Below are 15,565 nucleotides of genomic sequence, written 5' to 3' on the forward strand. Positions count from 1 at the left end.
CTAGACCGTCAAAGTTCGCGCTCCCCGCATCACACTGTGACTGGTACTACTCTTCATTACCGTCGATTTGGTCCGAATTGTATCGAGGAAATGCCAAGTCGAAGTGGCTTTTTCCGGAGTCAGGGAAACCGTCATATAACCGCGACTGCCAGTTTCGGCCCACTGCAATTTGTCATTGGTCTTGGTCACGGCTTGGGCCACCACTGCTGGATCGATTCCCAGTGTATAGGCTTCGAAACCCGGAGAGGTCACACTATGGCCGCCAAATTCAACCCCGGCGGGTCCATGCTCAGTATCCAGATTAAATGCCCATGCATTATGGCTATCGCCTGATAGCACGATCAGATCAGCATCCGCTTCCTGTGCTGCCTCAAGCAGCCGTTTGCGCGCTTGCGGATAACCGTCCCAGCTATCAAAATTCAGTGGTAGGCCAATTTCCGCCGCCAGCGCGCCTACAGCAATACGGGCCTTAGCATATGCCGGCGCATTATCGGATACCCAGTTTTGCGCTTCTTGCGGCTGACGCAGTTCGCCCATCAAGCATTGCTGCGACAGGACCTGCCATTTTGTTCCAGCCGTACGGGATTTCGTCATCGCCTCCGCAAGCCATGCTTCCTGCACTTCTCCCAACATTGTTCGCATGGGGTCTTGCCACTCACCATCGCGAAAAGTGGTCAGCGCAGTTTTCATATCGCTTTGCCCTTTCAGGGCCGTGTCGAGTTCGGGTTGTTTACTGCGAGCACCGATCCGGCTCTCGGTCACGAATAAGGTGGCGAGATCACCAATTTCATATTGGCTCCAAAGCGGGTCCGTGGCGTCATGATCGGATACAGGCATCCATTCGCGGTAAACCTGTTCGGCAATGCGTTTGCGAACCTGCCAATCGCCTTCGGTATCAGGCTGATGATTTTGAGCGCCATCCTTATACGCATCATTAGCAAATTCATGATCGTCCCACATGGCGATCATAGGATAGAGCTGATGGATACGCTGCAAATCGGGGTCGCTGCGATAGGCCGCATAGCGCAGCCGATAGTCGGCCAACTGGACCATTTCATGCGCAGGATGAATAATCCGGCCTGCAACCGCTCCATCTTTGGACGGATAGGTTCCAATCGGATATTCATAGAGATAATCACCGGTATGAATGATTAGGTCGAGATCATCACGTTGCGCCGCATGGGCATAAGCATTAAAATAACCAAATGGCAGATTGGAACAGCCAAAAACGCCAAGGTTGAATTTTTCGGTCTCGCCATGCGGAAGCGTACGAGTACGACCAGTTGTAGATTTTAATCCATCGGGCGCGATAAAACGAAAATAATACCATGTGTTGGGCGTCAGTTCTTTTACCGTGATTTTTGCAATATGATCGCGGCTTGCCGAAGCGATCACTTCACCAACTGTTTTCGCGCTGGAAAAATCCGCGTTTTGAGACATTTCCGCTACCAGCTTTGTATCACCATTGCCCACATGGCGCGTCCACAGCAGCACAGAATCTTGCCGTGGCTCTCCACTTGCAACCCCATGCGTAAAGCCGCCGGTCCGGGCTATGGCAGTGGATGCAGAGGCGGACATTGCGCCCAAGCCAAAGGTTCCTAACTGGATCAGCTGACGGCGGTTCAACGATGACGTCATAATTTATCCTAACAGACCAAGAAGGAGTAATATGAACAAAAATAATGACAAGCTAATGACCGGGCCAATCAACTAATCAGTAATCAAGCCGATACGCAGTCTATACCGCTCCCCACAACATATTGCTGCCGTGATCGTTAGCGTGCCAAAATCCCGGCCATTATTAAATCAACTGTCTGCTCGCGATAAGCATCCCGCATTTTTTCGTCGAAATCATCGCGACCATAGCAATATTTCCAAACCAGTTTGCCCGTGAAGAAACGATCGGCAGCGCCGGAGACAGCGTAATAGAATAGATCCGGGTCGATATCCCGGAAAACGCCAGTTCGAATGCCATCGCCAACAAATATATTATAGGCTTCTGACAGCGGTTTGAGATATTTTGTCGCAATATCGCGCGCACCTTCGGGTGGCAGTTCGCGGATCAGCCGCATCGTTAGCCTATGGAGATAGGGATATTTATAATAGGTATCGATGGCAGCACCAAGATGATGGCGTAGCTTGTCTTCAGGGGGCATATCCTTAGCGATGAGTAGACCCACATCCTCGATAATTTTGGTCATGTCGCGTTCGAGAATTGCTTCGAGCAAACCGTCTTTATTGCCGAAATAATATTTGACGAGCGCACTGTTGAGGCCCGACCGGACCGACAGCTCGCTAAAGGAGATATCAATTGTATCGCCTTCGCGCATGATCAAACTGGCAGTCTCAATCAGTTTTTCGCGTGCGCTCGCTCCGTCGATATCCCCTTTTTTATCGGACACATTATCTGCGCTCATATAACTTCCCCTAACTCGGCAGGCCCTTAATACCCGGACCTAACCCAAAGTGGTTACTTATAAGCAGGTTCCTCCCACCAAGGAAAGGTGTCTGGCATATCTGTTGATACTTTATCCGGATAGACGGGATCGCGCTTTTCTAGAAAACTGGATATACCCTCCGCCGCATCGCCAGATTTCGCGCGGTTGTAAATGATCCGGCTGTCAATTTTATGCGCTTCCATCGGATGATCAGCACATGGTATTTGCCACAACATTTGGCGGGTCAGCGCAATAGAAACGGGCGCGGTATTATCAATAATTTCCCGTGCCAGAGCATAAGCTGCGGGAAGCAAGTCTTCCGGTTTGTGGATAGAACGGATCAATCCACCGTCAAGGGCTTCCTGGGCATCAAACACCCGGCCTGTCATACACCATTCCAGCGCCTGCGGCCGGCCCACGATATGCGGCAGAAACCAGCTAGCAGCTCCATCGGGCGCAATGCCGCGACGAGTAAAGACAAATCCAAAACGGGCTTTCTCACTCGCAAGGCGAATATCCATGGGCAATTGCATGGTTGAACCGACACCAACCGCAGCGCCGTTCACTGCCGCAATAACCGGCTTCAGGCATTGGTAGATACGCAGGGTCAACTTACCACCGCCGTCACGAACGCGCGGATCAGAATAATCATCTATGGGATCGCTACTCGCAAACGGCCCGCCGCCGCCCTCTGGCGTCAAATCGGCACCGGCGCAAAACGCCCGATCACCCGCGCCTGTTACAATGACTGCGCGGACATCATCGTCGGCGTCAATCTGATCGAAAGCATCACACATTTCCTCCAACATGGTGCCCGTAAAGGCGTTCATTTTTTCAGGGCGATTGAGTGTTATCGTCGCGATAGAATCGGTAACATCATAGCGGATTTGCGTGTAATTCATGGGGAGGTTCCTGTTTAGTAAGCCCCTCCCGCACCGGGGAGGGGCTCATATATAACTCGCTATATTAGCGAGGTGCCATACGGATGGCGCCATCAAGACGCACATCTTCGCCGTTGAAATAGCCTGTTTCGATCATGCACAAAGCGAGTTTGGCATATTCATCGGGCTGCCCCAGACGTTTCGGAAAGGGCACAGAAGCTGACAATGCATCACGCACGTTTTCGGGTGCTCCTGCGAGCAGTGGCGTATCGAAAATACCCGGTAGAATCGTATTTACGCGAATCCCTTCAGCCATCAGATCGCGCGCAATCGGAAGCGTCATACCCACTACGCCGCCTTTTGACGCGGAATAGGCAGCCTGCCCCATTTGGCCATCTTCGGCAGCAACTGAGGCTGTGTTTACCATCGCACCGCGCTCACCATTTTCATCAAGCGGATCCAATGTCAGCATACCGGCTGCTGATTTCGCGATGCAGCGAAAGGTGCCGACCAGATTGACCTGGATGACAAAATTGAAAGCGTCGATTGGGAAATGGCTGATAGAGCCATCTTCACGGTTGCGCTTTGCAGTTTTGATCGCGTTACCGATACCGGCACAATTTACCAGAATACGCTCTTGGCCATTGGCTGCACGTGCTTTTGCAAAACCGGCATCGACGCTATCGTCCTCGGTTACATTCACCTTGCAGAAAACGCCGCCAAGTTCAGCTGCCAGAGCCTCCCCTTTTTCTTCATTAAGGTCAAACAAAGCGACTTTGACGCCTTTTTCCGCCAAGCGGCGCGCCGTAGCCGCGCCTAGTCCAGATGCACCGCCAGTGATAACCGCTGACATTGTGTTGTTGAGTTCCATAAATTTACTTTCTTTTTCAGTCTTAGTTCAAACGCTCGATAATCGTCACATTGGCTTGACCACCGCCCTCACACATGGTTTGCAGACCATATTTAGAGCCGCGCTGTTCCATAGCGTTGAGCAAGGTTGCCATCAACTTTGTACCCGAAGCGCCCAGTGGATGACCCAGTGCAATGGCACCCCCATTAACGTTGAGCTTGTTTCGATCAGCGCCAACATGTTGCAACCACGCAAGCGGTACCGGGGCAAAGGCTTCATTCACCTCGTAAAGGTCGATGTCACCAATGTTCAAACCGGCGCGCTTCAAAGCCCGTTCAGTCGCAAATAAGGGTTCTTCGAGCATGATTACAGGATCACCGCCCGTCACGGTCAGATTAACAATCCGTGCGCGCGGCGTCAGGCCGTGATCTTTCAGAGCTTGTTCTGAACAAACCAGAACAGCACTGGAGCCATCACAAATCTGGCTGGCGTTAGCAGCCGTAATCGAGCCGCCTTCCTGTAGTAATTTGACGCTACCGATGCTTTCCATGGTGGCGTCAAAACGAACGCCTTCGTCCACCTTATGCATTTCTTCGCCTTCAGGCGTTTCGATTTTCACACCAATAATTTCATTATCAAAAGCACCGGCTGCGATTGCAGCGATTGCCCTCTTATGGCTTTCCAGCGCAAATTGGTCGAGGTCTTCGCGGGTGAAGCCATATTTTTGCACTATCATTTCCGCGCCCATAAATTGGCTGAATTGAACGCCGGGAAAGGCTTCTTCCATACGAGGGCTTTTATTATTGCCCAGATCGGCTTTGTGAAACAGCACCGATGTCGAACCCATAGGTACGCGGGTCATGCTTTCGACGCCATGCGCCAATACCATATCCTGTGTACCGGACATCACGCCCTGCGCGGCAAACTGAACGGCTTGCTGCGAAGATCCGCACTGGCGGTCGATCGACACGGACGGGATGCTGTTGGGAAGTTTTGATGCCAGAACGCAGTTGCGCCCGACATCGCCAGATTGCTCACCGCCCTGTGACACACAGCCGGTAATGACATCTTCAATTGCGCTAGGATCAAAATCATTGCGATCCGCAATCGCATCAAGCGTCGCTGCGCCCAAATCCACGGCATGCGTTCCTGCAAGTCGGCCACCACGACGACCGCCTGCGGTGCGTACTGCGTCAACGATATAAGCGTCTGACATTTTTACTCCTTGATAGATGAGAATCCAATATTTAATTGGACAGTTAAACTTGTGCTGGCCGAGCGTCAAATAAAAAAGCCGGTCATCATCCTTGTGATAACCGGCTTTTTTATAATCTAAACCTGTATTTTAAGCGGGCACATTGTCTTTCTTGACCGTAATAACCTGCGGATAGGTGAATTCGAGCAGGCCTTCCTTGCCATATTCCGCACCAAAGCCAGATTGTTTATGCCCACCAAAAGGAGCGAATGGCGAGAGATGAAGAAATTCATTCACCCAAACTGTACCGGTTTCTAGCTGTTCGGCAATTCTGACGCCTTCGTCCGGATTGGCGGTCCACACCGCACCGGCGAGACCATATTCACTGGCATTGGCGCGGCTGATCGCTTCTTCTGTGGTGCTGAATTTCATCAGCGGCATGATCGGGCCAAATTGCTCTTCGGCCACAATCCGGGCATCTTCCGGTGGATTATCAAGAATTGTAATCGGCACATAATATCCAGGAACATCGGGATCATGATCACCACCGACCAGGAATTTATAGCCATTATCCTTGGCATCCTGAACCAGTTCCAACACGCGCTCATATTGCTTCTTGTTCTGTACCGGTCCGACTGCGGTCCCTTGCTGTGCGCCATCGCCAACTTTTACGTTTTTGGCATAAGCGGCAATTGCGGTGCTGAGTTCATCATAAATATCTTCGTGGATATAAATACGCTTTGCCGCGACACAGATTTGACCGGCATTGGTGAAGCTTGACCAAAAAAGTTGCTCGGCCACTTTTTCGACATTGGCATCAGGCAGAACGATAGACGCGTCATTACCGCCCAATTCCAAAGTAATCCGTTTCAGGTCTTTGGAAGCCCCTTCCATGATCTTCTTGCCGGTCGCGGTTGAACCGGTGAACGTGATCTTGTCGACATCGGGGTGCGAAGTCATCAACGGACCCAGGCTGTCTTCGCCGGTAATGATGTTCACAACGCCGGGAGGCGCAACATCCTTGATCAGTTCCGCCAAACGCAATGTTGCGAGCGGTGTAAAGGGTGAAGGCTTCAGCACGATGGTGCAGCCGGACAACAGGGCCGGAGCAATTTTCTGGACAGCCATCATGACCGGGAAATTCCACGGCACGATACCGGCGACAACGCCAACGGGTACCCGGCGGGTGCGGCTGTAACGCTCATCTGTATCTTCGTTAGTTTCGTCATCGAGATCCAATGTGGATTGCGCACCGGCCATCATCGATGCGCCCATAATTTCGCCCTGCGCCTGCGCATGTGGCTTGCCCTGTTCGGCAGTCAACAAACGAAACAACTCGTCGAGATTTTCTTTAATGGTTGCCGAAATTGCCTGAACCACTGCACGACGTTCTTCTATGGGTTTTTTGCTCCATGCCGGGAAAGCGGCACGGGCTGCTGCAACTGCTTGATCCAATTCAGCTGCACCGCAGGATGGCACCTGACCGATAACTTCTTCATTGGCGGGGTTTACCACATCCAGCACCTTGGCTGTGCTAACCATCTGGCCATTGATAAGATTCTTATATTGCGTGATCATTGCGGTCTCCTCTGGGATTTCTGCTGAGTCTTTTCTACTTCGTATCTATATAGCTAATTACAAGGCTAAGCATGCCTCTCATTTTGATAGAGTATATCTGAGCGGCAGGGTTTTGAGCCCACCGACAAAACTGGATTTGGCTCGTTTAGGCTCTCCGGCCAGTTCTACCGTTTCGATCCGGTCAAGCAGTTCATTGAACAATATTTTCATCTCCATCCGCGCCATGTGCAAGCCCAAACATTGATGCGCACCGGCACCGAATGCCAGATGGCGATTGGGCGACCGGGCCGCATTGAACTTACGAGGATTTTCAAAAATCCGAGCATCATGATTGGCCGCGACATAATTAATCATCAACCAATCCCCTTCCTTTACGATCACACCGCCAACCTCAACATCTTTTGCGGCTGTGCGCATGAAATGCTGCACCGGTGACGTCCAGCGGATCGCTTCTTCAACAATGCCCGGTAATAGGTCACGGTTGGCTTTTAGCCGCTGAAACTGTTCGGGATCCTGAGCCAGCGCCATCATCGCGCCCGCCGTCGATGCCGATGTCGTATCATGTCCCGCGGACGCGACGATGATATAATAGCCTGCCATATCACGGTCACTAAGATACTCGTCATCCACCTTCGCATTAGCTATCACACTCGCGACATCATCAGTCGGATTAGCGCGCTTTTCTTGAGTTAATCTGGCAAAATAGGCCTCGAAATCTGCAACCGCGCCGACGACCAGTTGGGTAGTCTGCTCAACAGTCATATTCGGCACGCCGGTTTTGCTGAGATCTTCATCCTGACCACCGAACATTTGCTGGGTAAGGAACAGCATGCGCTGCTCATCTTCTTCCGGCACGCCTAATATCTGCATCACCACATGCAGGGGGTAAGGCGCGGAAACCAGCGGGACGAAATCAGCCTCCGTTCCAGATTCAACCAAGCGATCGACGGTCGCCTTGGCCAAAAGGCCAATCTCGGCTTCCAGTTGCTTCAAATTTTGCGGCATGAACCATTCTTGCGTCAAACGGCGATATTTAGGATGTTTCGGCGCATCCAGCGCGACCAGAGAGTTTACCAGATGCGGACTGCCGCCAGTAATAGTCTTGATCATCTCTTCGCCTTCGCGAAACCCGAACAGTACACCGCGCGGATTATTCAGGAACGTTGCATTGTCCTTGCTGATCCGCATCACATCATCATAGCCGGTTACGAGCCAAAAAGGATCGTGCAGATCGCCATTCTCGATTAACGCAACTGGCATGTCCCGGCGCAGCACATCAAATTTGTCAAGCAAGCTGTCCCATTCGGCATAGGCAGACGGATCAATAACTGCGGCCGCGATGTCCGCAGGTGCTTTTGCTACTGCGCTCATTTCATATTCCTCTCAAACAATTCGGCTGCCGGTCTTGCCCCAATACTCATCGCGGAGCAGGCGCTTATAAAGTTTTCCCGTAGCCTCGCGGGGCAGTTCGGCACGGAAATCAATCTGACGCGGGACTTTCACGCCCGACAAAGTTTCCCGCAAATATGCCTCTAGTTCCTGGGCAAATTCAGGCGTTGCGTCAGCCATGTCGGATGGCTGTACGACCGCGACGACTTTCTCACCCATATCCTCGTCAGGCGCTCCGATAACGGCGGCATCCGTAATTTTCGGATGGGTGACAAGCAAATTCTCAATTTCCTGCGGATAGATATTCACACCGCCAGAGATGATCATGAAGCTCTTACGATCGGTGAGATGAAGAAACCCATCCTCGTCAACTTTTCCAACATCGCCCAGCGACGTCCAGCCATGTTTGTTAGATGCAGCTTTGGTTTTCTCGGGATCATTGTGATAGGAGAACGGATTGCCTCCCTCAAAATAGATTTGCCCCTCTTCCCCGGCGGCAACTTCATTGTCATCCTCGTCACAGATTCGCACAGTGCCAATCAAAGCCTTGCCTACCGAGCCCTTATGCTCCAGCCAGTCGGCGGAATTTATGAAGGTAAAGCCATTGCCTTCGGAGCCGGCATAATATTCCATCAGCACCGGACCCCACCAGTCGATCATCTTTTCCTTCACTGGCACTGGACAAGGTGCCGCGGCATGGACGGCACTTTTCAAGGTCCACACGTCATATTTTGCGCGCACCTCCTCCGGAAGTTTGAGCATACGGTTAAAATGTGTGGGCACCCACTGGCTGACATCCACTTTATATTTTTCGATCAGGGCCAGCGCCTGTTCGGGATCAAATCTTTCCATGATGATTGTGGTGCCGCCCATTTTGTGGACGGTCATGCACCAGCGCAGCGGCGCAGCGTGATAAAGCGGAGCAGGCGATAAATATATGCAGCCGGGTTGAAATCCAAAGGCCGCTTGCGCCATTGTGACCATAGCATTGGGTGCGGCAATATTCTCGTCCTCTGGAAAAGCTATGCGAACACCTTTGGGCCGGCCGGTTGTGCCAGAGCTATAAAGCATATCCGTGCCATGGCGTTCATCATCAATCGGCGTGTCGGGCATAGCTGCCAATGCCGGTTCCATGGCACGACCATCTTCTATGCCATAAATATATTGCGTCACATCGGGATTCAGTTTGCGCAGTTCATTGACCACGCTCCGTTTGGATTCAGCGCTCACCAAGAGAGAAGCACCACTATCGCTCAAAATATAAGATACTTCGGCTGCCGTGAGGCGGCTGGGAATAGCGACATAGTAAAGGCCCGCGCGCTGCGCGCCCCAAGCGAAGTCGAAAAAATTCGGATGATTGTCCAGCAGCACGGCCACCGTATCACCAATTTGCAAACCCTCACTACGGAACAGATGCGCCATGCGGTTGGACGCTTTGTCCAGCTCGCCATAAGTTTCAACGGCGCCACTGCTGGCCATGATGACCGCAGGCTTGTCGGGATTTTCCTGCGCGTACAGATAGGGATGCATCGGCTGCTTATCTCCAATTGGGGGCGATCACCTTACTCGGCGATTCGCATTTCCCCCATCATGGTTTAAGCGCATAGTTAAATCAATGAATTGTCATATCCCTTAGGAATAGACAAAAAAATTATCCCTTAATTCTCCACATATATATCCACAGGCACGCTGAGGTCCGCAAATACGCGGCCAATCGGCGACATGCTGCTGGCGCCTTCTTCAATCGCCTGTTCCAGTTGCATCTGTGCGGCGGCGCTATTGAGCAGCACCAAAACAGTTCTGGCTTCGCAAATAGCGGCCTTGGTAATCGTCACCAGCGGCGCATCGCCATCATCGGGCATGATACCGACAGCGCGTTTCTCTTTCGGTCCATCAAGCGCTTCTTCCATATCGGCGCTTTCCATGATCCCTGCGGTACTGCCATCAGCGCCCATGCCCAGCCAGACAAGGTCCGGTGGCCATTTCGTGTCCTGCAGCCGTGCATCGGCGGCACCGCCAGCCAAATGATAGTCGTCATTTTCTGTCGCAATCGGCAGCACCCGAGCACCGCGCGTTAGAAATAATTGTGCCAGTGTTTTCACATGGCTGCGCGGATCATCGACCGGCACCAGATAATCATGCGTCGGAATGATTGTGACATATTTCCACTTGATCTGCTTTTCAGCCAAGGCCTCTAGCACAGGCATGACTTCCGCGCTTACCGGCAAAGCCAACAGCGCTTCGCCCCGCGCATCGAGCGCGCTTTCGATAATGAAGGCAATATCGCCCGCAACGGCGCCAACCATTTCTTCATGGTCGTCAAAGTCCCACCATTCGAGTTGTGAATCTTCACCTTCCGGCAAATCATCCAAATCCCATGATTCGTCTTCACTCATATCGCGTCCTGTTCTGCCCGTATCTGATTCGGGCCCTATCTATTCGGATCATGTCTATTCGGGCCGGAGTCTTGTTCCCGCCAATCTCTTATTCGGGCTTCTAATCGCTGGAGAAATCAGCACAAGAGGAAATCCCGCTTTTCAAATTCTCAACTTTAGGCCAATTGGGGCCCGAAAAGGCGATTGTTCTATGACAGAAAACTATATTCTCACCCTGACAGCCAAAGACCGGGTTGGTCTGGTGGCGGCTGTAACTGGCTTTCTGGCAGAGCATGACGGCTTTATTCTTGATAGTCAGCAATATGCCGATCTGGAGCAAGAGCGCTTTTTCATGCGCGTCCAATTTCAGGGTGCAGGCGAGAAGTTTCCTTCAGGCGTGCGGGAGTTGAACCAAAAATTTGGACCAATCGGCACGCAATATGCGCTCAACTGGACATTGGTTAGCGATGCCGTCAAACCCAATATTGTCATAGCAGTCTCAAAGGGCAGCCATTGCCTTAATGACTTACTTCACCGCTGGAAAACCGGCGGACTGCCCGTGAATATTGCCGGTGTTGTCAGCAATCATGAAAGCCTGCGCGATCTCACCGAATGGCACGATGTGCCGTTTCACTATCTTCCCGTGATGGCCGATAATCGCGCAGAACAGGAACAGGCCATTCTGGACGTGATGGATCAGGAACAGGCGGATTATCTGGTACTCGCCCGTTATATGCAGATATTATCCGATGATCTGAGCACGAAATTGGCTGGTCGCTGCATCAATATCCATCACAGCTTCCTACCCGGTTTCAAGGGCGCGAAGCCTTATCATCGTGCGCATGAGCGCGGCGTGAAGCTTATCGGTGCCACCGCCCATTTTGTTAGCGCCGATCTCGACGAAGGGCCGATTATCGAGCAAGCAGTGGAACGTGTCGATCACCGGGCAAGCGTTGAGGATATGATCCGTATCGGCCGCGATATCGAGGCACAGGTGCTGGCCAAAGCCGTCAAATGGGCCGGCGAGCACCGGATATTGCTCAACGGTACCCGAACGGTAGTCTTTCGCTAACCCTAATTCTGTTGCGGCTAACCGGCTTCTGCCGCGTCCAGCAACACGCCCGCAGGTCGTAATATCGTCAGCGAGGCCGGTGCGCCGCTCTGCTTTTCCTGCGCTGTGATATCAACCTGCACAAACCGGCCTTCTTCTGTCAGCTTGGCGTTTTGGGTCCATGTCCATTTAAGCCCGCCATTTTCTTCCTGCCCGCTGCTTTGGCCGAGGCTCGGCGGGCGCGGGTCCGTGAGTAATTCCACCGCCCGGTTACGAACCACAGATTGCGCAACCACCCGCAATTCAAGCTCGGCCGCATTATGCGTCGTATAGCCTTGTAGCCGGATCAGCGAGAGAGCGGCCAGACTGAACACCGATAAGGCGACCATCATTTCTATCAGCGTGAAACCGCCTTCGCTGGAATCTTTGCCTAAATAGGTCATGGCGTTTCTCCGCTGCCCGCCAATTGAACATCACCCATCGGGGCAATCACAATATTCCGGGCAAATTCCTTATAGCTTAGCTGCACCTCTGCGCGATCGCTGGGTAATCCGGTGCTTTCAAAACTGATGAGCATCGGTCCAGTATCTCCAACTGCTGCGGTTACCCCGTCAGACCAGTCGGTGGAACGAAACGGCTTATCCTCGATAACCGACCAAGTCCCTTTGCGCCGCTCCAGAAAGCTATAGCCGGACGGTGTGACCTGCACCGCCATCGGGCGGGACTGCAATATCGCATTGTCTCGTAGAGCAGCCGTGCGAGCCGCAAATTTTTGCGCGTCCTGTTCCAGATCATTGCTGCCGTCCGGAAAGGACAATACGACAATGGACGCCATCAAGCCCATTATCACTAATACAATCATCAGTTCCACCAGAGTGAAACCGGTCTCACGATGATTTTGATTCAGGCTCAGGCGGAGTCGCATAATATAGGGTCACCGGTTCAATCCGATCCCTCTCTTGCAGAAGCGGCGCGACCCTGCAATGTATGATCAATCAATCTGTACCATTCAGACAAATAAGCAGGTGAGGAATTATATGAGCGACGTCGTTCTTTATAACAAACAAGACCGTGTAGTCACCATTACATTGAACAAGCCGGAGACGCGCAACGCGCTGTCGACTGATCTGTGCACCGCCCTTGTGGCGGCGATTAAAAAAGCTGACTCCGACCAAGACGTGAGCTGCGTCATCCTTGCCGCCAATGGTAAAAGCTTTTCCTCTGGCGGAAATCTCCACGAGATAAAGGCCATGACGGCCGAACAAAAAATGACGCCGCTGCAAATTGAACAATGGTATAAAACGGGCATTCAGCAAATTCCGCTGACCATGGCAGAAATTTCGGTTCCGGTTATCGCAGCGGTCAACGGCCATGCTATTGGCGCGGGCAATGACCTGACTACCATGTGTGATATCCGCATCGCCGGTGAAGACGCGATTTTTGCCGAAAGCTTTTTGCGTGTCGGCATCATCCCCGGCGACGGCGGCGCATGGCTGTTGCCGCGTCTGATCGGTCAGGCGCGGGCCAACCAGATGCTGTTTACCGGTGAATTTATTGATGCCCAAAAGGCGCTGGATTACGGCTTGGTATCAGAAGTGGTGGCCAATGATGAATTGCTCAAACGCGCCTATGAACTGGCCGAACAAGTGGTTGCGCTGCCGCCATTGGCTATTCGAAAAACCAAAGAACTGGTGCGCACCGCGCAAAGCGTAACGCTAAAAGAAAATCTCGATCAGGCGGCTTTGTTTCAGGGCGTATTGCAACAGCTCGACGACCATCAAGAAGCCATTGATGCTATTTTGGAGAAGCGTAAGCCTATATTCAAAGGGAAGTGATCATGCTGAAAACCGGATATCTAGCCGCCGCTTTATTGGCCGTGGTACCCCTGCTCATCGCTGCTGGCGAACCACCCGAAGGCGTGGCCACTGCGGCGACCAAGGCGGCCAATGCAAAGGTGGCGAAAAGGCTGCCCATTGCGGATCAAACAGATTTTGAAAATGCCAATCGCGGTTTTCTAGCCAAAATAGAGGACAAACAAATCCTCAACGAAGACGGCTCCGTCGCTTGGGAAACCGGTCAGTTCGATTTTATCAAAGATACCGCGCCCGATACTGTCAATCCGTCGCTCTGGCGGCAAGGAAAGCTCAACAGCATCCATGGACTCTTCAAGGTAACCGAAGGCGTTTACCAACTGCGTGGCTATGATCTGGCGGTTATGACCTTAATCGCGGGCAAATCCGGCTGGATCGTCGTCGATCCGCTCACCACGGCTGCACCAGCCAAGGCCGGATTGGCGCTGGCAAATGCGACATTGGGACAGCGCCCGGTTCAAGCGGTTATCTTTACCCATAGCCATGGCGATCATTTTGGCGGAGTTAACGGTGTCGTCTCAGCTAAAGACGTGCAGGACGGCAAAGTGCAAATCATCGCGCCGCACGGTTTCCTGCGCGAATCTATTGGCGAAAATGTCCTCGCCGGAACGACGATGAACCGGCGCGTCCAATTTCAATTCGGTACCAATTTGCCGGTCGGAAAAGCTGGACAAGTCGGCACCGGCCTTGGGCAATCCTTGTCAAAAGGCGATTTATCCCTTTTGCCGCCGACCAAAAGCATCAGCAAAGATGGTGAGACACTCATCATTGACGGCATCACTTTCGAATTCATGGACGCCAGCGAAACGGAAGCGCCGGCGGAACTGATATTTTACCTACCGGAATTTAAGGCATTGCACAGCGCCGAAGTCATCACTCGCAATTTCCACAATGTACTCACGCCGCGCGGCGCACTGGTGCGGGACACTTTGAAATGGAGCAAGGTGATCGACGCAATGCTCGCCAAATATGGGCCAAAGTCGGATGTCTTGCTGGCCAGCCATCATTGGCCAACCTGGGGCAGCGACAATGTCCAGACGACGCTTAAAAACCAGCGTGGTCTGTACCGCTATGTCCATGACCAAACACTGCGTCAGGCCAATCAAGGCGCGACGATGCATGAAATTGCCGAGAATATAGGCGAGCCCGATTTCGCAGCGACAGATTTTGGCGTCCGCGATTATTACGGCACGCTCAACCATAATTCAAAGGCGGTCTATCAACGCTATTTTGGTTGGTGGGACGGCGTACCGGCCCATTATAACGAACTGCCACCCACGCAAGAATCACAGAAATATGTCGCGGCCATGGGCGGCGCAGCCAAAGCACTCTCGGTTGGAGAAAAAGCCTTTGCTTCCGGCGATTATCGCTGGGCTGCGACTGTGTTCAATCATATCGTTTTCGCTGATCCGGCGAATGAAGCCGCCAAAAAATGGCTCGCCTCCACCTATGAACAGCTTGGTTTTCAGGCCGAGGCCGGGACATGGCGCAATATCTATCTGGCTGGAGCGATGGAATTGCGGAAGGGCAATGATAAAAGCGCAACCATCGCCACCACCAATGCGCGTGTATTAAACAGCATTCCTGCCATTGACCTGTTCGATGCCATGGCCGCGCGTTTTAATCCGGAAAAAATGGGCCAGACAGTTGGTATTGTCCAATTTACTTTCCCTGACCGCAAGGAAGCGGTCAGCGTTGATCTGGGTAAGAGCGTAATGTTCCCGCGCAATGGCACAAATAATCAATCCACCGCACAGATTACCATCAGTCGCAACGATTTTACGCGGTTGTTGATGCAGGAGGCAACGGCACAGCAGTTAATGGCATCGGGCAACATGCAGGTCGAGGGCAATGCGCTCTTGATGGTGGCCATGTTCGGCGCGCTTGATCCGGTTGATCCGCAGTTTAATATCGTAACACCCTGAATTTTCATTCCA

At 52.4% G+C, this 15,565-nt stretch carries 14 protein-coding genes; 3 read left to right on the forward strand and 11 right to left on the reverse strand.

The genetic code is table 11. The features are described from left to right. From V7676_RS05645 to V7676_RS05685, 9 genes are all read right to left on the reverse strand, one after another. A complete protein-coding gene (locus V7676_RS05645) occupies positions 1-1,638 on the reverse strand; it encodes an alkaline phosphatase D family protein (protein ID WP_335658662.1) in 1,638 nt (545 codons plus the stop codon). Between the two features lie 137 nt (positions 1,639-1,775). Beyond that, on the reverse strand, positions 1,776-2,417 hold the full coding sequence (locus tag V7676_RS05650; RefSeq protein ID WP_335658663.1) for a TetR family transcriptional regulator: 642 nt from the start codon (positions 2,415-2,417) through the stop codon (positions 1,776-1,778). A gap of 53 nt (positions 2,418-2,470) precedes the next feature. After that, positions 2,471-3,340 carry a crotonase/enoyl-CoA hydratase family protein gene (locus tag V7676_RS05655; RefSeq protein ID WP_335658664.1) on the reverse strand — a complete coding sequence of 290 codons (870 nt, stop codon included), beginning with the start codon at positions 3,338-3,340 and terminating at the stop codon, positions 2,471-2,473. Positions 3,341-3,404: 64 nt separating this feature from the next. Further along, a complete protein-coding gene (locus V7676_RS05660) occupies positions 3,405-4,190 on the reverse strand; it encodes an SDR family NAD(P)-dependent oxidoreductase (RefSeq protein ID WP_335658665.1) in 786 nt (261 codons plus the stop codon). Positions 4,191-4,212: 22 nt separating this feature from the next. Then, positions 4,213-5,385: an acetyl-CoA C-acetyltransferase gene (locus tag V7676_RS05665; RefSeq protein ID WP_335658666.1), complete on the reverse strand. Its 1,173-nt coding sequence runs from the start codon at positions 5,383-5,385 to the stop codon at positions 4,213-4,215. A 129-nt stretch (positions 5,386-5,514) separates the two neighbouring features. After that, a complete protein-coding gene (locus V7676_RS05670) occupies positions 5,515-6,942 on the reverse strand; it encodes an aldehyde dehydrogenase family protein (RefSeq protein ID WP_335658667.1) in 1,428 nt (475 codons plus the stop codon). A 78-nt stretch (positions 6,943-7,020) separates the two neighbouring features. Next, complete coding sequence (locus tag V7676_RS05675) at positions 7,021-8,313, reverse strand: cytochrome P450 (RefSeq protein WP_335658668.1); 1,293 nt, start codon at positions 8,311-8,313, stop codon at positions 7,021-7,023. Between the two features lie 12 nt (positions 8,314-8,325). Continuing rightward, positions 8,326-9,861, reverse strand: a complete 1,536-nt coding sequence (locus V7676_RS05680) for an acyl-CoA synthetase (protein ID WP_335658669.1) — start codon at positions 9,859-9,861, stop codon at positions 8,326-8,328. A 128-nt stretch (positions 9,862-9,989) separates the two neighbouring features. Further along, the gene (locus tag V7676_RS05685) at positions 9,990-10,727 is read right to left on the reverse strand and encodes a 6-phosphogluconolactonase (protein ID WP_335658670.1); all 738 of its coding nucleotides are present in this window, start codon (positions 10,725-10,727) and stop codon (positions 9,990-9,992) included. A 190-nt stretch (positions 10,728-10,917) separates the two neighbouring features. On the opposite strand from V7676_RS05685, the gene purU reads away from it, so the two are divergent. Beyond that, positions 10,918-11,778 (forward strand): formyltetrahydrofolate deformylase, encoded by an 861-nt coding sequence (gene purU, locus V7676_RS05690; RefSeq protein WP_335658671.1) that lies wholly within the window; start codon positions 10,918-10,920, stop codon positions 11,776-11,778. A gap of 17 nt (positions 11,779-11,795) precedes the next feature. Here the strand turns inward: purU and gspI are convergent, their stop codons facing one another. Together gspI and gspH are read right to left on the reverse strand one after the other, a co-directional pair. Then, positions 11,796-12,200 carry a type II secretion system minor pseudopilin GspI gene (gene gspI / locus V7676_RS05695; RefSeq protein ID WP_335658672.1) on the reverse strand — a complete coding sequence of 135 codons (405 nt, stop codon included), beginning with the start codon at positions 12,198-12,200 and terminating at the stop codon, positions 11,796-11,798. Further along, complete coding sequence (gspH, locus tag V7676_RS05700; RefSeq protein WP_335658673.1) at positions 12,197-12,682, reverse strand: type II secretion system minor pseudopilin GspH; 486 nt, start codon at positions 12,680-12,682, stop codon at positions 12,197-12,199. Before gspH ends, gspI begins: the two co-directional genes overlap by 4 nt. 112 nt (positions 12,683-12,794) lie before the next feature. Between gspH and V7676_RS05705 the strand changes: the two genes are divergently transcribed. Together V7676_RS05705 and V7676_RS05710 are read left to right on the forward strand one after the other, a co-directional pair. Then, complete coding sequence (locus V7676_RS05705) at positions 12,795-13,592, forward strand: enoyl-CoA hydratase-related protein (protein WP_335658674.1); 798 nt, start codon at positions 12,795-12,797, stop codon at positions 13,590-13,592. A 2-nt stretch (positions 13,593-13,594) separates the two neighbouring features. Continuing rightward, positions 13,595-15,553 carry an alkyl/aryl-sulfatase gene (locus tag V7676_RS05710; RefSeq protein WP_335658675.1) on the forward strand — a complete coding sequence of 653 codons (1,959 nt, stop codon included), beginning with the start codon at positions 13,595-13,597 and terminating at the stop codon, positions 15,551-15,553. Positions 15,554-15,565 lie beyond the last annotated feature (12 nt).

The organism is Parasphingorhabdus sp. (genome assembly GCF_036963805.1).
Taxonomy (GTDB): Bacteria; Pseudomonadota; Alphaproteobacteria; order Sphingomonadales; family Sphingomonadaceae; genus Parasphingorhabdus.